This is a genomic window from Microcoleus sp. Aus8_D2 (genome assembly GCF_036702665.1).
In the GTDB taxonomy this organism is placed as follows: Bacteria; Cyanobacteriota; Cyanobacteriia; order Cyanobacteriales; family Microcoleaceae; genus Microcoleus.
On the sequence record NZ_JAUBUN010000042.1, the window covers coordinates 7,141 to 23,567 of the forward strand.

Annotated in this window: 7 protein-coding genes; 3 read left to right on the plus strand and 4 right to left on the minus strand. The window is 45.1% G+C overall.

Annotated features, from left to right (window positions below; translation table 11 throughout):
* Nucleotides 1-254: 254 nt before the first annotated feature.
* Nucleotides 255-1,622 (minus strand): lipid-A-disaccharide synthase-related protein, encoded by a 1,368-nt coding sequence (locus QUB64_RS25580; protein ID WP_333276346.1) that lies wholly within the window; start codon nucleotides 1,620-1,622, stop codon nucleotides 255-257.
* Nucleotides 1,623-2,112: 490 nt separating this feature from the next.
* Here QUB64_RS25580 and QUB64_RS25585 point away from each other — a divergent pair, with 490 nt between their 5' ends.
* The gene (locus tag QUB64_RS25585) at nucleotides 2,113-2,688 is read left to right on the plus strand and encodes a GUN4 domain-containing protein (RefSeq protein ID WP_333276344.1); all 576 of its coding nucleotides are present in this window, start codon (nucleotides 2,113-2,115) and stop codon (nucleotides 2,686-2,688) included.
* The gene (locus QUB64_RS25590; protein WP_333276342.1) at nucleotides 2,678-2,881 is read left to right on the plus strand and encodes a hypothetical protein; all 204 of its coding nucleotides are present in this window, start codon (nucleotides 2,678-2,680) and stop codon (nucleotides 2,879-2,881) included. Before QUB64_RS25585 ends, QUB64_RS25590 begins: the two co-directional genes overlap by 11 nt.
* 112 nt (nucleotides 2,882-2,993) lie before the next feature.
* On the opposite strand, the gene QUB64_RS25595 is transcribed toward QUB64_RS25590, so the two are convergent.
* The 3 genes from QUB64_RS25595 to QUB64_RS25605 all read right to left on the minus strand — a co-directional run bounded on the left by QUB64_RS25595 (nucleotide 2,994) and on the right by QUB64_RS25605 (nucleotide 12,666).
* The gene (locus QUB64_RS25595; protein ID WP_333276339.1) at nucleotides 2,994-8,189 is read right to left on the minus strand and encodes a PAS domain S-box protein; all 5,196 of its coding nucleotides are present in this window, start codon (nucleotides 8,187-8,189) and stop codon (nucleotides 2,994-2,996) included.
* A 427-nt stretch (nucleotides 8,190-8,616) separates the two neighbouring features.
* The gene (locus QUB64_RS25600) at nucleotides 8,617-9,909 is read right to left on the minus strand and encodes an ATP-binding protein (protein ID WP_333276337.1); all 1,293 of its coding nucleotides are present in this window, start codon (nucleotides 9,907-9,909) and stop codon (nucleotides 8,617-8,619) included.
* 438 nt (nucleotides 9,910-10,347) lie between these two features.
* Nucleotides 10,348-12,666, minus strand: a complete 2,319-nt coding sequence (locus tag QUB64_RS25605; RefSeq protein ID WP_333276334.1) for a tetratricopeptide repeat protein — start codon at nucleotides 12,664-12,666, stop codon at nucleotides 10,348-10,350.
* Nucleotides 12,667-12,880: 214 nt separating this feature from the next.
* On the opposite strand from QUB64_RS25605, the gene QUB64_RS25610 reads away from it, so the two are divergent.
* Complete coding sequence (locus QUB64_RS25610) at nucleotides 12,881-16,387, plus strand: glycosyltransferase (RefSeq protein ID WP_333276332.1); 3,507 nt, start codon at nucleotides 12,881-12,883, stop codon at nucleotides 16,385-16,387.
* The last annotated feature ends 40 nt before the right edge of the window (nucleotides 16,388-16,427 follow it).

Here is a 16,427-nt window from a genome sequence, read left to right on the forward strand (position 1 = left end):
AAACGACAAAAAATTGGTTTGTAGTGAGGACTTTAGTCCGCATTCCAAATCAGAGGACTAAAGTCCTCACTACAAACGACAAAAAATTGGTTTGTAGTGAGGACTTTAGTCCGCATTCCAAATCAGAGGACTAAAGTCCTCACTACAAACAACGGAAGTTAGTATTAAGCGAACAGGATTTTTTTAAATAAAGTAGTATTAAAGATATTCAGTAGGGACAAAACCTTGTTGTATTCCTAGTGTATTCCAGGCAATTAAGAATTGTTGGATTCGCCGAACTGCTGAATTAAACACTCGGCTATTCGGGCTGATGCGCCGCTTTCTCCCATGCGGCGCCAGCCATTTTCAGCGATTAGCTGCAACCTATCGGGATCGCGGAGCAAAGACTGGATAGTGCCGGCAACTTCGGCGGGATGTTTGACTAAAATTAAAGACGGGCCTAAGAGACGACTTTGAGCTTGGGCAAAAGTGGGAGTAAATTGCGGGCCGTTTCCGGGAATGGCGATCGCCGGTTTTCCTAAACCGACAAATTGTTCTGTAGCGGTTCCGGCCATGGCGATCGCTAAATCGGCTTCGGACAAACAATCGTTAAAACTTTGCTGAGTTAAAATCATCGTGGCGTTTCTCTGCACAAAGGTCAATGGCAATAGCAAATTAGGAGATTCTTTCCTCATTTCTTGAGCGCTAGAAACAGGAGGCCGCAAAATACTTCCTTCTCGCCGCTGCGTTTTAGTTTCGCCGTCTTGTCGCCAGCCGAAAAATTCTAAAGTAGGTCGCAAAGCTTCTAAGTTTAACTCTGGAGAAATGGCTCCGAAAAATAACACTTTACGATCGGCAAACAGCGACAAAATTCCGGCTACAGCCTCTACTATTAGCAGCCAATTAGCATAGGCTTCCGGCGCTCGGGAACCGGGCAGTAAGGTGATGACGAGCGATCGCTCCATTTCCCGATACTCTGCATCAGGGCCGTAAAAACGGGCTGGGTTTTCCGGTTCGAGTCCGTCCATCATCGGATTTCCGAGATTGTAGGCGGGAATTCCCAGTTTTTCTAAAGTCTCGGCGGTGAGGGCGTCCCTGACAAACACGGCGCGACAGGCTTTTCTCGTCATCAACCAGCGCTCCCAAGGGTAGTAATCCGATCGCCGCGGCGACCAAATCCCAGCAAAAATGCCGGATTTGCGAGCCAGAGGCCCGTTCTCGTCCCGCAAATAATACTCGGACTTGGCAGTACCGACAAACGCATAGGGCGCGCCGCCCAGCCAAGCAAACAGCAGCGGTACAATATCCCCGCAGGCTAAAATAACGGCGTCTTGATTCCCAGACAGTTGTTGCGATCGCACCCAAGCGCGGATGGCTTTAAACTGAGCTAGGGTCAACTGAAGCAGGCCGCCTTTGACATCGCGCAAAAATTCCTTTCCGTCCATGTAAATAAAGCCGCCGGAAGGCATCCGCTGCACCGGGCCGATGATGCGGGCGTTTTCTAGTTGAGCGAAAGCTTGCCCTTCGCCCACTAGCGGAAACACGGCTATTTCTGGGGGATGCGGGTGCTGTTGCAGTTCCCGCAAGATGCGAAGGGCGATCGCGTCTTCTCCGTGGCCGTTACTGAGGCAAAGTAATTTCAATCGCAACTCTCTCAAAAACTCTATTGTCAAAAAATAGCCAGAAACCCTGGGACTTGAGTCTGGGGATCGAAGGCTACTTTTTACTTGAGTTTACCATAAAATTCTTGTTTTAAATAGTACAAAACACCGCAAGATCGACTTACAGCAGGCGCCGCTCAAAATCTTTGCTGTTCCCAAAGAGCGCTGGCATTTAACAGCAGTTGCGCAGTGGCTGACTGTTAGAGATTTATTTTGTCTCTTGTTAAATTAGGCAAGATTTCCCCAAATATTTTGGATGCTCAAAGCAACTTCCTACAACATTTTTTTAGGGTGGGATGTTGTTTCCACCAACCTCTCCAAATGCCATCGAAAAAACCGGGGAAATATTGTCCGAAAAACAGATATTTTACACCCATAATAACGGCAGAGAGCGGTATCATTGTTAAATAATTACAACAGCAGATAGATTTTCTAGTTGGACAGTGCTAAATTGAGATTGCCCGTAAATAATATGGTTTTATCAGGCGAGTTGCAACGGCACATACTGTTAGAAAAAACGGGTATAAGGGATGGGAACGAAACACAGAAAACTCGGGCAAAGAATAACAGACCAGCTTTGAGCCTAACTTTCTTCATCGTTTTTGGGCTATTTAGCCTTGCTGGAGCAGTAGTTTGGCTGGGTCTGAGAATGCAGTCAAATAACCCAGTAGCTTCTGTAGCGCCGGTTTCTTCCAGCAGTGGGGGAAGCGCAGAAATACCACAGCAATCGGGGGAGACGGCGCCAGAATTAAATCAAGTTCCGCTCTCGAGCGATCGCGGTGTAGACTATCGGAAACTCCGGGATAATTTGGCGCAGAAAAACTGGAGATCCGCGGATAGAGAAACCTACGAGCGCTTGTTAGAGGCGGCGGGCCCGAAAGCCCGAGCGGTGGGGATGATTCCTAAAGAAGAAATGGAGTTGCTGCCTTGTAAAGATTTGCAAACGGTCGATCGACTGTGGAGTAGCGCCAGCAACGGCTTATTTGGCTTTACCGCGCAGCAGGGGGTGCGAGAGAGCTCTCGGGGATTACCGCAAAATGTACGATGAGGTAGGATGGCAAAGTCGATCGGGCGAATGGGCGATCGAATGGACATATAACCCGCAAATCAAACGCATGGATTACAAATCCGGAAAAGAACCAAACTTTACGAAACCTCCAGCCGGACATTTCCCTACAGTTGAACGAGGCTATAACTTTGATGCTTCCCTAGACAGTGCGCTGAAAAGATGCAAATTCTGAGCAGTTAAAATAACCGATCGGGTTTGTAGTGAGGACTTTAGTCCTTCCATCTGAGGACTAAAGTCCTCACTACAAACCAATATTATTAGCATTTCCCTGTTCGGACATGATATTAGTTCCCCTCAATATATTGCTTTAAAATATTCCGAATTTGTTTGAGCTGAAATCCCTTAGCAAGTTGGCGCAGCCGATAGATAAACGGCGCTAATTTTTGCTCTAAACTCTCCAGTTTTGTACTTTCCTCAAAAATTTCTTCAATATCGCCCATAGCTGCGAGTTTCAAAAGTTTAGCGATCGAGTCAGCGGCCGCAGGTAACAGAGAAGAATAAGCAGGAAAATTAGATGCTGGTGACAAACTTTGAGCTGTCGGCTGTTTGCTGTCGGAAGATTCCTCATAAATCCATTCTAGTCCCAAATGCACGCGCAACTGTTCCAAAAAGTGATTGGCTTCGATCGGCTTGGGAAGAAAATCATTACATCCTGCAAGGAGGCTCTCTTGCTGCGTAGCCTCAAAAACGCTAGCTGACAGAGCGATTAACACCACATCTTTTAATGCCGGCAACTTCCGCAATCTCCTTGTAGTTTCTAAGCCATCCATTACAGGCATCCGCAAGTCCATTAAAATTACATCCGGTTGAAATTCTACTGCTTTATAGAGGCATTCTTTACCGTTTTGAGCCTCACAAATTTCAAATCCCAAACGTCTTAGTAGCCTGCATAACAAATCGCGATTTAGTTGATTGTCGTCCACTATTAGCACTTTTCGCTTGTTGCCTACAAAACCTACAATCCAGCGTTTGTCCCGCAAAGGAGACATCTCTAAGTACCGTTTCGCTGCGGGCAATTCTAAATCCAGCCAGAAAGTGCTGCCTTTGCCCAAAGTGCTGTTAACGCGAATTTCGCTGCCCATCAGTTTCGCTAATTTCTGACTAATAGAAAGTCCCAAACCCGTACCTTCAACAAATGTATTGCCTCCTACTTGATGGAATGGTAAAAATATTTCATCTAACTTGCTTTGGTCTATTCCTATGCCACTATCTTCTACCTGAAAGCGAATTTTTAAAGTATTTTTTTCTGTCAGCTTGTTCTGAGAAAATCGCAGATAATTTTGTTTCATTTCCGCACTTAAAAGCGAGAATTCATAATGTTCTCCTTGGCATCGACTCCAGGCTTCTGTGCCGACGTAGCCGACTTTGAAAGTAACTCCGCCGCTGTTAGTAAATTTAACGGCATTGCTGAGTAAATTTATCAAAATTTGGCGCAATCTTTTTTGATCTAAACTGACGCAGCTAGGCAAGGGAGATACTTCTTCGTACTTGAAATAAATTCCTTTTTCATCTGCCCGCATCTGAAATAGATTGGCAATGTTTTTTGTGAAATTTAGAAAATTCAACTCTTCCGGGTAGAGTTCCATTTTCCTGGCTTCGATTTTGGAAAGGTCTAAAACATCGTCAATTAACATCAGCAGGTGTTCGCCGCACTGTTGAATGTTGCTGAGACTTTCTTGGTGTTCAGAGTTTAAGTGTTTGTCGATTTTAATGATTTGAGCGTAACCTAAAACGCCGTTTAAAGGTGTACGCAGTTCGTGGCTCATGTTGGCGAGAAATTCGCTTTTGGCGCGGTTGGCAGTTTCTGCTGCTAATGCGGCTAATTGTAGGGCGGCTTCTGCTTGTTTGCGATCGGCAATTTCGGTTTGTGCTTGTTGAAATAGGGTCGATTGCTGGATCGCGATCGCCAATTGGACGCACAATTGACGCAGGGATTCTATTTCTGAGGAATCCCAGGAACGGGGGCCGCTGCAATCGTGGGCGATCAGCAGTCCCCAGAGCTGATTTTCTACGGTGGGTCGGTCATAGGAAATGCTTTCTCGTGCTTTGAGAATCGGCACTACTAAGTTCGCTTTCACTTCAAATTGTTCGAGAAAATTAATGTGGCATTCGCTCAGCCCTTCACAATAAATATCTTCTATAGCTCGAATACACCCTTGCTGGTAAATCTCCACAAATCCGTCTCTAAAACAGGGATCTAGATTGTTAAGATTTTGCAGGGAAATTCGATTTTTGGCGACTGATTCCACAACTACAAAGCCGCTCCAATCGGGATTAAAGCGGTAAATAACTGTGCGGTCTGTTTGCAAAAATTGCCGCACTTGTTCGACAGCAGCGGTGAGGATTTCTTCTAAGTTGAGGGAGGAGCGAATGCGATCGAGCATGGCAACTACTAGGCGTTCTCGCCTTAATTGTTGCAGCAGCGCCATCTCGGCTTGTTTGCGATCGGTGATGTCGGTAATTACTCCTACTAGCCCGATTAAATTACCAGTTTCATCTTTAATGCAGTCGGCACGAAATAAAGTTGTTACCAGTTCGTTGTTTTTAGTTTTGATTCTGAGTTCGCCTTGCCAAGATTTACCTTTTCGGATCGTTTTGAACATTTCTAACAGCACTTGAGTTTGCGGGTAAATCGCTGCTGCTCCGCCTGCTGTATTCAGTTGTTCTGCTGTGTAGCCGTACCGCTGAACAAACGCTTGATTGTGGTAGATCGATCGCCCTGTCAAGTCAGCAATGCCGATCGCGTCGCTGGTGCTTTCTACGGCTTGAGTCACCCGCAATAAATCTAATTCGGCTTTTTTGCGATCGCTAATATCAGTAATACTGCCGATATAGCCTTTAATTTCCTGATTTTCTCCGATTTCGGCGATCGCCTGACCGATGACCCAAATTACGCGATCGTCTGGACGCAGAAAGCGGTATTCTGATTTAAAAGGAATTCGGTCAATAATTGCTCGATACCATTCATTTTTTACCCGCTCCGCATCATCGGGATGTATAGCATTCATCCAGCCTGTTTCGACTGCAAAGTCTGAATTTAATCCGGTGATTTCGCTCCACCGCTGATTGACATAAAGACAATTACCAAACGCATCGCTGTGAAATATACAAACCGGCGATGCTTCTGCCAAATTTTGATAGCGACGCTGACTCAATAGCAGTGCATATTCTGATTGTTTTCTTTTTGTAATATCGCGGACGATCGCAATTATCTCGCCGCCTGCCAGCATTGTCAGCGACAATTCTTGAGGGAACATAGTACCGTCGTGGCGCTGACCAGTTCCTTCTATATTGCAATAACCTTTTTCCTGGACTAGCGGCATTACTTCTCGTTCAAGATATTGAATTTGCGCGGGGCTGTAGAGCATTTTCCATGTTTTGCCTTGCAATTGGCTATGGTCAGCCCAGCCGTACATTCTGAGATAAGCGTCGTTTGCATAAATACATTCTTTACGTTCGTTAAAAATGGCGATGCCGTCATGAGCAGCGGCCATTGCTACTGCTTGCCGCCGAAGTTCCGACTCTGCTTTTTTGCGAGAAGTAATATCGCGGGCAACCGCATAAATTAAACCTTCTTCGCTAAATGGCGATGCCGTCCACAGCAACCATTTGTAAGAACCATCTTTGCAGAGACAGCGGTTTTCAAAGCAGGTACTGGACGTACCGGCTATGAGTTTTGCCCCTTCGGATGCGGTGGCTTCTCGATCGTCTGGATGAACAAATTCGAGCATCGGCTTGGCAAATAATTCAGCACTACTGTAGCCCATGGCAGTTGACCAAGCAGGATTTAAACGTTTAAAATAGCCGTCGAAACCCACAATGCAAAGCAAGTCTAAGGATATAGTAAAAAAGCGATCGCGCTCTGTTTGTGCCTGCTTTAATTCAGTGATATCCATCACTAAACCGTCCCAGAGAATATCGCCTTCGCTCCCAGATTTGCTCTGATTATTGAGCCTTTCCGGTCTGGATGCTCCTTGCAGCCACTTAACTTTTCCGGAGGGCATAATCTGCCGCCACTGCTGCTGCCAAGGCTGCATCGTTGCTGCTGAAATTGCGATCGATGCTTCAAAATCTAAGCGATCGTCTGCGTGAATTCCGCTGAAAAGCAGTTCCGCATTTTGCTCTATTGCTTCTGGCTCTAATTCGTACAGTTTGCGGGTGCCTGAAGAGACGTAAGGAAAATATTTTTTTCCGCTGGCTGAGAGTCGGAATTGATAAATTGCTCCCGGCAGGTTAGCTACCAGTTTTTGAAATCGAGCTTCGCTTTGTTCCAAGGCTTTTTGCTGCCGTCTGTATTCGGTAAAATCTCTAATTGTGCCAACTATTACTTTACTGCCGTCTGCTCTTGTAAATACGGTCTTTTTGGTAGAGATAGTGTGTTCTGTGCCTGCGGTGTCTGTGAATTTTTCTTCAGTTTCCAAGCAGATACCTGTTGTCAATACTTCTTGATCTTTTGCCCAAAAAACATCTGCTTCTGATTTGGGGAAAAAATCATAATCTGATTTACCGAGCAGTTCATCCCGCGATTTGCCGACAAACTGACAAACAGCATCATTTAATATAATCCAGCGGTGCTGCTCATCTTTGACAAAAATCGGGTCTGGCGTAGCATTTATGGTGTGGTTTAAAAATTCTTCTGACGCTTTCAGTTTAGCTTCGTAGCGGTAGCGATCGCTCACATCTAACACTACTTCAATCATCCGCTCTATAGACCCATCCAGACCCCGGATGCAGCGCAGGGAAACTCGCGTATGAACTATTTCGCCATCTTTTTTTAGCCACCTTTTGTCTGAGATGTAACCGTCTATCGTACCTGCTAACATCTGAGAAAATTTTTCACAATTTGCCTTAAAATCCTCTGGATGAGTCAACTCCAGCCAATGCTTTTGCACGAGTTCGTCGCGCTCGTAGCCCAACAAATTGCACAGCGCATCGTTAACTTCAATCCAATTGCAATTTTCAGCAATTGCGGGGTCAATAATTGGAGCGACGATCGCAATTCCGATCAGGGAATTTTCCACCACCGAGCGATATTTTTCTTCGCTTTTTCGCAAAGCGTCTTGACTGTTTTGGCGTTCTCTGGCGTAACGGAGCGATCGCATTAACAGTTCGCCGTCGATTTTTCTTTTGACTAAATAATCCTGTACGCCCAGCGAAATCAACCGCAGGGCAAGCTCTTCATCGTTTTGGGCGGTCAAAACTACGATCGGCACATTTACCGCATACTCTTGCACCCGAGCCACCGTCTCCATTCCCAGACTATCTGGCAGTGAAAGGTCTAATAAAATTATGTCAAAACTTTCTTGATTCAATCGTTGCTGCGCTTCGCTGAGGCGCTCTACTTTCGTCAGCAATATACGCTGTCGGCCACTAATTCCTGACAGCAAATCTTCAATCAGCTCAGCTTCCTGAGCATTGTCTTCTACTAACAGAACTTTAAAGCAGGTAGGAGGCAGAGCTAAGTCAAAAACTGCTTTCATAATATTTTTATTCAAAAACAATGTTCAGCTAACTTGGATTTGATCTTTGATGGCCGAGGCAGTTATTGAATTGCACATATACATACATCGGCGGTCAGTCGATTTTAGATTTTAGATTTTAGATTTACAAGGGCCGATGAATCTGCGAGCTTGAACTTAAGTCTATTTTTTTGGGCCTTACACAACTTAAGTTGGGGGATTGTATCCGTTTTTAGGCGGGGTCAGATTGCGGTGTGAGCGAGCGCTACAAAAATTGTGTTTAAGAGTTATAATTATATCACGAACTTACTCGGCTGTCAACGCGAAACATTTTTTATTCTAACTGGCAATTTAACTTCTACCTTCTAGCTGAACCCTTAAAATATAGGATTTAATTCAGCTTACCCTGCCTTCTAGCTTCTACATAACTGCCTGCATGATATCTCGATCAAGCCAGAGTAAAGTGAAAAGTTGAACCTTCTCCCGGTTCCGACTCCACCCAAATAGATCCGCCGTGACGTTCCACAATCTTTTGACAAATTGCTAAACCAATACCTGTCCCAGAATATTCTCTTTGAGTGTGCAAGCGCTGGAAAATTTGAAAGATGCGTTCTTGATGCTGCGGAGCAATACCAATTCCATTATCCGAGACAGAAAATGACCAATTTTCCTCCTGTTTGCAAGCGGTAATATGAACAGCAGGCGGTGCATCCTGGCGATATTTAATCGCATTACCGACTAAATTTTGAAAGAGCTGTACGAGCTGAGAAATATCTCCCATTACCGCGGGTAATTCGCTGTAGGTAACAACTGCTTGAGTTTCGCGGATCGCCCCTTGCAGGTTGGCAATTGCTTGATCGAGTGCGTGATTGCAATCTGTCAGTTGAAAAGGTTTCCGACTCCGGCCAACTCGCGAATATTCGAGCAAATCATCAATTAAAGTTTGCATTCTCGTGCAGCCCTGAACGATATTGCCGATAAACTTACTAGCTTGGCCGTCGAGTTGGTCTTTGTAGCGTTTTTCTAAAAGTTGAGCGTAGCTGGCAATGGTTGCTAAAGGCGCTTGCAAGTCGTGAGAAGCCACATAAGCAAATTGTTCTAGTTCCGCATTTGAACGCGCCAATTCTTGGTTGGATTTTAAGAGAGCAGATTCGGCGCGCTGGCGGTTCAATATCTCTTGTTGGAGGAGCAAATTTTGCTCTTGCAGGGCTTTTTCAACGGCAAGGCGGTTGCTGATTTCTTCTTGCAGAATTTGGTTTTTTTCGTGAAGGGTTTTTTCAACGGCTAAGCGGCTGGTGATTTCTTGTTGAAGCAGCACATTTTGTTCTGTTAGCTGTTTTTGTAAATTCCGCAGGGTGAGGTGACTTTCGATGCGGGCGAGAACTTCTTCAAACTGAAATGGCTTGCTGATGTAGTCAACTGCTCCCACAGCAAAGGCGTTTACTTTGTCAAATACTTCATCTTTAGCGCTGATAAAAATTACCGGAATTTCGCGAGTTTTAGCTTCGGATTTCAGATGCTGACAGACTTCGTAGCCGTTCATTTCCGGCATCATTATGTCGAGCAAAATCAAATCTGGCGGATTAGAATTGCAGGCTCTCAGAGCCATTTGCCCGTTAATCACGCAGCGGGGTGCGTACCCTCGATGAGTCAACATTGTAGACAACAAGCGCAGATTTTCTGGCGTATCATCTACTACTAAAATGTTTCCTAATGTCGTCTCTGGTTGCTGATTATTCATTGATGATTTTTCCAAATATAAAGGAAGTTCTGCAACGGATTGTGTACCGGATGTAACGGATGGAATAAGGCTTAGTTATTTAGGAATAAAGTCAGAAGCAATCTTCCGCAAGGTTTTCGGTAATTAAGGAACGAAATTTTAATAACTCAAACACCTTCTATAATCCTTTTTACTATAAGGTGCGAGGTAAAATGAGGCAGAGCCTCAAGATCTGCGTTACCAGGCAGAGCCTGGTAACAAGCAAATTGCTTAAGTTATTTAATTTTAATTCCTAAGAACTTCATAACCGTCGGGCGCAGTTGCTAGATTTTATTTATGAATTACACAAACAAACTGGTTTCTAGTAGGAATCTTGGGTAAATAGAATTACGAATTCGCTCAGAAACAGAGATTTTTGCTGTTGGCGCACCAGTGCTAGGATTGTTAGTTTACAAATATTTAAACCCCCAGCAATAGAGTCAGAGCGTTATTGTACCAAGTCAATCCTTTATCTAAAACCTTAAATCCAGCTACTTTACACATAGATTCTAAAGCAGAAGCTGTAGGCAGCCACCACCACGGCCCAAAGTCGTTGATGTCAAAAACTGCTTTCTCAATTACTCCGAGAATTGGTGTGCCGTAGGTGTACTGCTGCCAGTAAGCTGTTAAGATAGCTCGTTCTGATTCGCCCAAAGCGGGAATGAAGATTACCCCAGAAGCTGGAATTTCGTAGCGTCCCCGCTCGTTTTCTATAAGTTCTTGGGTAATTGCTGAAGTTAAGATTAAATACTGCCCTGTTATTTGACGCAAGCTCATTAAAATTTGCAAAGGGTGGGGGTGATGGTACAAAACTCCTGCACAGTGGACTACATCGTAAGGCTCGCCAATTTCTGCAAGCTGAATCTGAGTTATATCTCGACTGATACAATTATAATTAGCAATATTTAAACTTGCCATGCGTCCGCGAAAATCTTCCCAAATTTGTGAGGATTCGGGCGTGACATCAATCATTGTCAGAGAAGTTGCACCGTATTTGCTTGCTACGGATACTTTTTCGTTGACGGTGCCCCACAATCCCCCGACTTCTGCAAAAGTCTGATTTTTGATGACTCGGGCAATGTAGCGATCGCGAATATCGTCAGTTTCCAACTCTAATAATATAGTGCGATCGCCCGCCGAGTGCTTTTTTTCCAAAATTTCCGCCAATTTCCCGGATATTGCGGCATCTTGCGGCCGAATTTCTAAAGCCATCAAGTACAAGACTGTAGCTGCGTCAAGCCGATCGCTCTCGGCAAACTTTTGGGCTGTTTCGCAGTAAAATTCAGGAGCGTGCAGCGGCTGCAATTCGTGGTGATAATAACTGGTGGCGGCATCTAAACCTGACGGAGTTCTTTTGATGAGAGCATCGCCTAACTTGGTGTAAATGTTGGGGAGATTCGGCTCGATTTGCAGCGCGCAAAGGTAAGCAGAAACAGCCTCATTCCAGTTGTGGAGTTCAGTCAAAGCATCGCCTAAATTGTAATAAGACCAAGAAAGATTTGGATTAAGTTCAATAGCCCGCTTGTAGGCGACAGCGGCTGCTTTCCACTGCTCGGTTTTTAACAGCGCTTCTCCTAAATTGTGGTAAGTCCAAGAAAAATCTGGATTGAGTTCGATCGCCCGCTGGTAGGCGAAGATTGCTGCCAACCAATCCGGGAGTTTAACTAAAGTTAATGCTAAATTATAATGAGACCAAAAAAATTCGGAATTAAGGGCGATCGCCCGCTGGTATGCCGTCGCAGCTTCCGACCATTTTTCGAGTTGAAAAAGCGCATCTCCCAACTTGTGAAAAAATCCCGAATTTTTTGGATCTAAGTCAACGGCGCGCTGGTAGGATGCGGCGGATTCCGACCATTTTTCTAATTTGCCGCAAGCTTCGCCGATGCTGTAGAAAGCCCAAGAAAAATCGGGATTAATTTCCACAGCCGTGCGGTAGAGCACGACGGCTTCTTGCCATTGCTCTAACTCGAACAAAACTGCGCCTAAATTGTAGTAAGACCAAAAAGAATTCGGATTCAACTCAATACTTTCGCGGTAGGCAGCCTCGGCTTCGCGCCAGAGTTCCTTCGTTTGCAAAACAGTGCCTAATTTGTAATAAAAATCCGAAATGTCGGGCTGAAGCTTAATAGCTTTGCGGTAGTTAACAATAGCTTCGTCCCACTGTTTCAGCTCGCTAGCAGCTTCGGCTAATTTGCAGTAAGCTTCACAACAACTAGAGTTTAAATAAATCGTGCGGTGGTAACAAACCAGCGCTTTTTTCGGCTTTTTTTGCGCCAACAAAGTGTTGCCTAAATCGAGATATTCTTCCGGTATTTCGATCGGTTCCACGATCAGTGCTTGATACCAACAGTCTGCTGCTTCCTCAGCTTGACCGACTTCGGTAAATATCCGGCTCAAATTGCGGTAAAATCCTGCAAAGTCTGGTTGCAGGGAGATGGCTTTTTGGTAACAGCCGATCGCCTCTTGCCATTGTTGCAAAAGGGCGCAGAGGGTGCCGAGGTTAGCAAAAGCTTCGGCAAAATCCGGTTTGTGGGCGATCGCAACTTTATACCAATACCGCGCGTCTTCTAGCTTACCCTGAGCTTGCAGCGCCTTTCCTAGGGTTTTGCAAGTCTCGGCGGAATCGGGGTGGGATGCGAGAATTTGGTGGCAAAGTGCGATCGCCAGATCCAACTTCCCTAAAGCTAAATATATTTCTGCCTGTTGTTGAAAATCAACCGCTGCTGTTTCTGAATTCACTGGTTGCGTTCCTGTTTAGTAATCATTGGCTGTATAATTGTAGGACAAAACTTGTCTAATTTCCAACTCATGCACAGACATCTCCCTAGCTGTAAATACCTGCTACCCTGCATGGCATTTGTGCGATCGAACTTTAAGTAAATTTACACATAAGTTAAGGAAAAACCTATTTCGATTAAACTAAGATAGTAACAGGTTAACAGCGAGGCAAACAATGTCAGCAGCGACTCAGACACCGCAAGTCAGCGTAATTATAGCAGCATACAATGGCGATCGCTACATCGCACAAGCGGTAGAAAGCGCCCTGTGCCAAACTTTTACAGATTTAGAAATTATCGTTGTAGACGACGGTTCGACAGATGAGACACATCAGGTATTACAGCCTTATTTTGACAGAATTCGCTACATATATCAAGAAAATGCCGGAGTAGCAGCAGCCCGCAACCGAGGAATTCAGGAAGCCAAAGGCGAATTCATCGCTTTTTTAGATCAAGATGACTTCTTTTGGCCAGATAAATCAGCAGCACAAGTAGCGCTGTTTCGCCAGCAACCCTGCTTAGGAATTGTTAACAGCGGCTGGCGCATTGTCAACCCGCAAGGCGAGAGAATTTCCGATATCAAACCTTGGGAGTATTTCCCAAAATTAGACTTAGAAACTTGGATAGTACAAATGCCCGTACTTCCCAGCGCCATGATGTTTTCGCACCAGTGGCTGAAACTTGCAGGCGGGTTTAATTCAGAATTTGATTCAGTAGACGACTCAGATTTAGTCCTGCGTTTAGCAATGTTGGGTTGCGAAGCAGCTTGGCTGCATCAAGTGACAGTATCCTACCGCCAGCACGACCAAAATGTGTCAATAAAAAGAGTCCTCAAACAAGCAAATCTTTTTATTACCTTAAAACAGCAATTTTTCCAGCGTCCAGATTTGCCAGAACAAATCCGCGATTTAGAAAATCCGGCTTTTTACGAAGCATTGACTTGGATGGCGTGGCAATTGTACTATAGTAACTATCCAGTAGAGGCGGTTGAATTTTTCCAAAAATCTATCCAGTACAGTCCTTATCCTCTAAGGCCAACAGTCACAGATTGGCAGAAACGTCTGAGTGCGATTGCTCAAACTTACGGAGTTACAATCGACTTTGAATCATTAAGAAACTTACCAGAATGGAAAAAAATAATGGCTAGCATACCTACCTCAAAAACACCACGAGTCAGCGTAGTTATCCCGGCATACAACTGCGAGCGCTACATTACTAGAGCCGTGGAGAGCGCTGTAAATCAAACTTACCAAGACTGGGAAATCATCGTGGTAGACGACGGTTCTACAGACAATACGAGGCAAGTCTTAGAACCGTACCGGGATGTGATTCAGTACGTAGATCAGGAAAATCAAGGAGCAGCCAAAGCTCGAAATCGTGCTTGCGAACAAGCTAAAGGCGAATTTTTAGCTTTTCTAGATGCTGACGACTTTTTCTTGCCCGAAAAACTCGCTAAACAAATTGCTTGTTTTGAAGCCGATCCAACTTTAGGGATGGTACAAAACGGCTGGCTGATGGTTGATGAAACCGGAAAAGATATCTACCCAGTCATGCCTTGGGAAGACACGCCCAATTTAGATTTAGAAACCTTGGTCATGTACAAAGTTGTGCGTCCCAGTGCGATGATGCTGCGGCGCGAGTGGTGGGAACGTCTGGGCGGTTTTGACCATCGCTTTCCGCCAACAGAAGATTTAGATTTTGCTTTGCGTTTGGGTTTAAAAGGCTGCAAATGTGCGTGGTTGAAAGAGATATTAACTTGCTACCGCCAGCACGATCGCAATCTCATGTCCGGCGGGTCAAAACTGATGAAAAGTATGGAAAATGTGATGGAGCAATTCTTCGCCAAACCAGATTTGCCCGATCGCATACGGCAATTACAAAAGGCAGAACGTTACAAGTCTTTAGTCTGGATAGCGTGGCGGATGTACCGCGACGGATATTTGCCAGAGATGGTCGAGTGTTTGAGAAAATCCCTGTACTATACTCCTTATAATGGCACAGAAACAGTTTTTAAATGGTTGGAAACTTTTAGAGTTTCTTCGGAAAAATACACGAACAACTTTGATGCTTATGCCTTAACCAATTTACAAGAATGGCAAGACATAGTAGCGGAGGCAGTCAATAATATCTATCAATTTAAATCAGCGCCTAGTTCAATTGGCCGCAAACTTGCACCGCACGTACTCGTGTACGCAGAAGACCACGGAATCGGTGGTTTGGCGCAGTTCAACCATTCGCTGCTTTGCAAATTAGCCTCCGACGGCTACCGAGTTACTAGCGTGCAAACTAAAGCTTCTAATCCTTTAATTACCGAACAGCAGCAGCTAGGTATCGAGCATATTTGGCTGGAGTTCGATACGATGAGGGAGTTTTTGCGAATTGCTTACAATCGCACGGATGCTGAAAGAATTTATGCGGAAGCTCAACCGGATTTAATTATATTTAGCGATGGCTGGCCGATGGCAAATTTTGCTGCGAAACAAGTTGCGATCGCACAAAACATACCTTATATCATTACTCTCGGTTATATCGATCGCACTTATCAACATTTCAACCGCGGCGATCGGGTTCCCTATTTCGATGCAGTAGCCTACCAGTACAATTTAGCTAAAGCGGTCATAGCTGTTTCCCACGAGAATTTAGACTTGTTCAAGAGTTTGTTTAAAATGCCTCGGGAATGGGGAAAGGTAATTTATTACGGCAGACCCAGCAGTTACTTTGAACCGCCCAATCTCTCAACCCGCCAACGCCTGCGCCAAGAACAAGGCATCCCCGAAGAGGCTGTCGTTTGTTTCACGGCGGCGAGACTGACTCCAATTAAAGGATATCAGTATCAATTGCAGGCGATCGCCAAACTGAAAAATCTGCCTATTTGGCCGCAAATTTACTTCGTTTGGGCCGGCCCCGGTTCCACCACCCACGACAATATGGAACCGGAATTGAGAGCAACTGTCAGCCAATTAGGAGTCACCGAACAAGTTAAATTCATCGGCCAGCGGTGGGATATTGCCGATTGGTTAGATGCCAGCGACATCTTTATTTTATCATCCAAAGCAGAGGGAATGCCGCTAGCAGTGATGGAAGCAATGGCGAAAGGATTGCCCGTAATTGCCACAGCAGTCAGCGGTATTCCCGAAGAGTTGGGAGATACCGGAAAGTTAATCACCGATCCGACAATTGACGCGCAACAGACTGCACAAGAGTTAGCCGAAACAGTAGAATTATGGGGCCAAAACCCTGAATTGCGGAGGCTGGCAGGACAAGCTTGCAAACGGCGCGCAGAAGAACTATTCAAGGAAGAACGGATGCTGTTGGAATACGCAGAAGTTGTCGCCCAAGTCTTATCTGCTAGCAGCAATCGAGACGAATTTGCGATCGCCCCCAAAGTCCAAAAGCAGATCGAAAAAGTTGACAGTATGCTCCATTACTATTATCTAGTATGGCAGGCTTGGCAAGCTTGGGAGCGCGGGGATATGTCCGGGATGGTGGAGAAGTTGCAGTCGGCTTGGAAATGCACGCCATTGTTGACAAGCGAAACTATCTTGAGTTGGATCGTAAATTTTGTGGCCTTATCTTCAGAAAAAGGAGGTCAACTCGATACTTGTGCGCTAATTAATTCAGAAGCTTGGAAAGAATTGATGGAATTAGTACAGGGTTTTGAAGTTGCCGTCCCTGTTCGTTAAAATTTAAGGTACGTAGTTGCGCTTCAGCGCTCTTTAGATA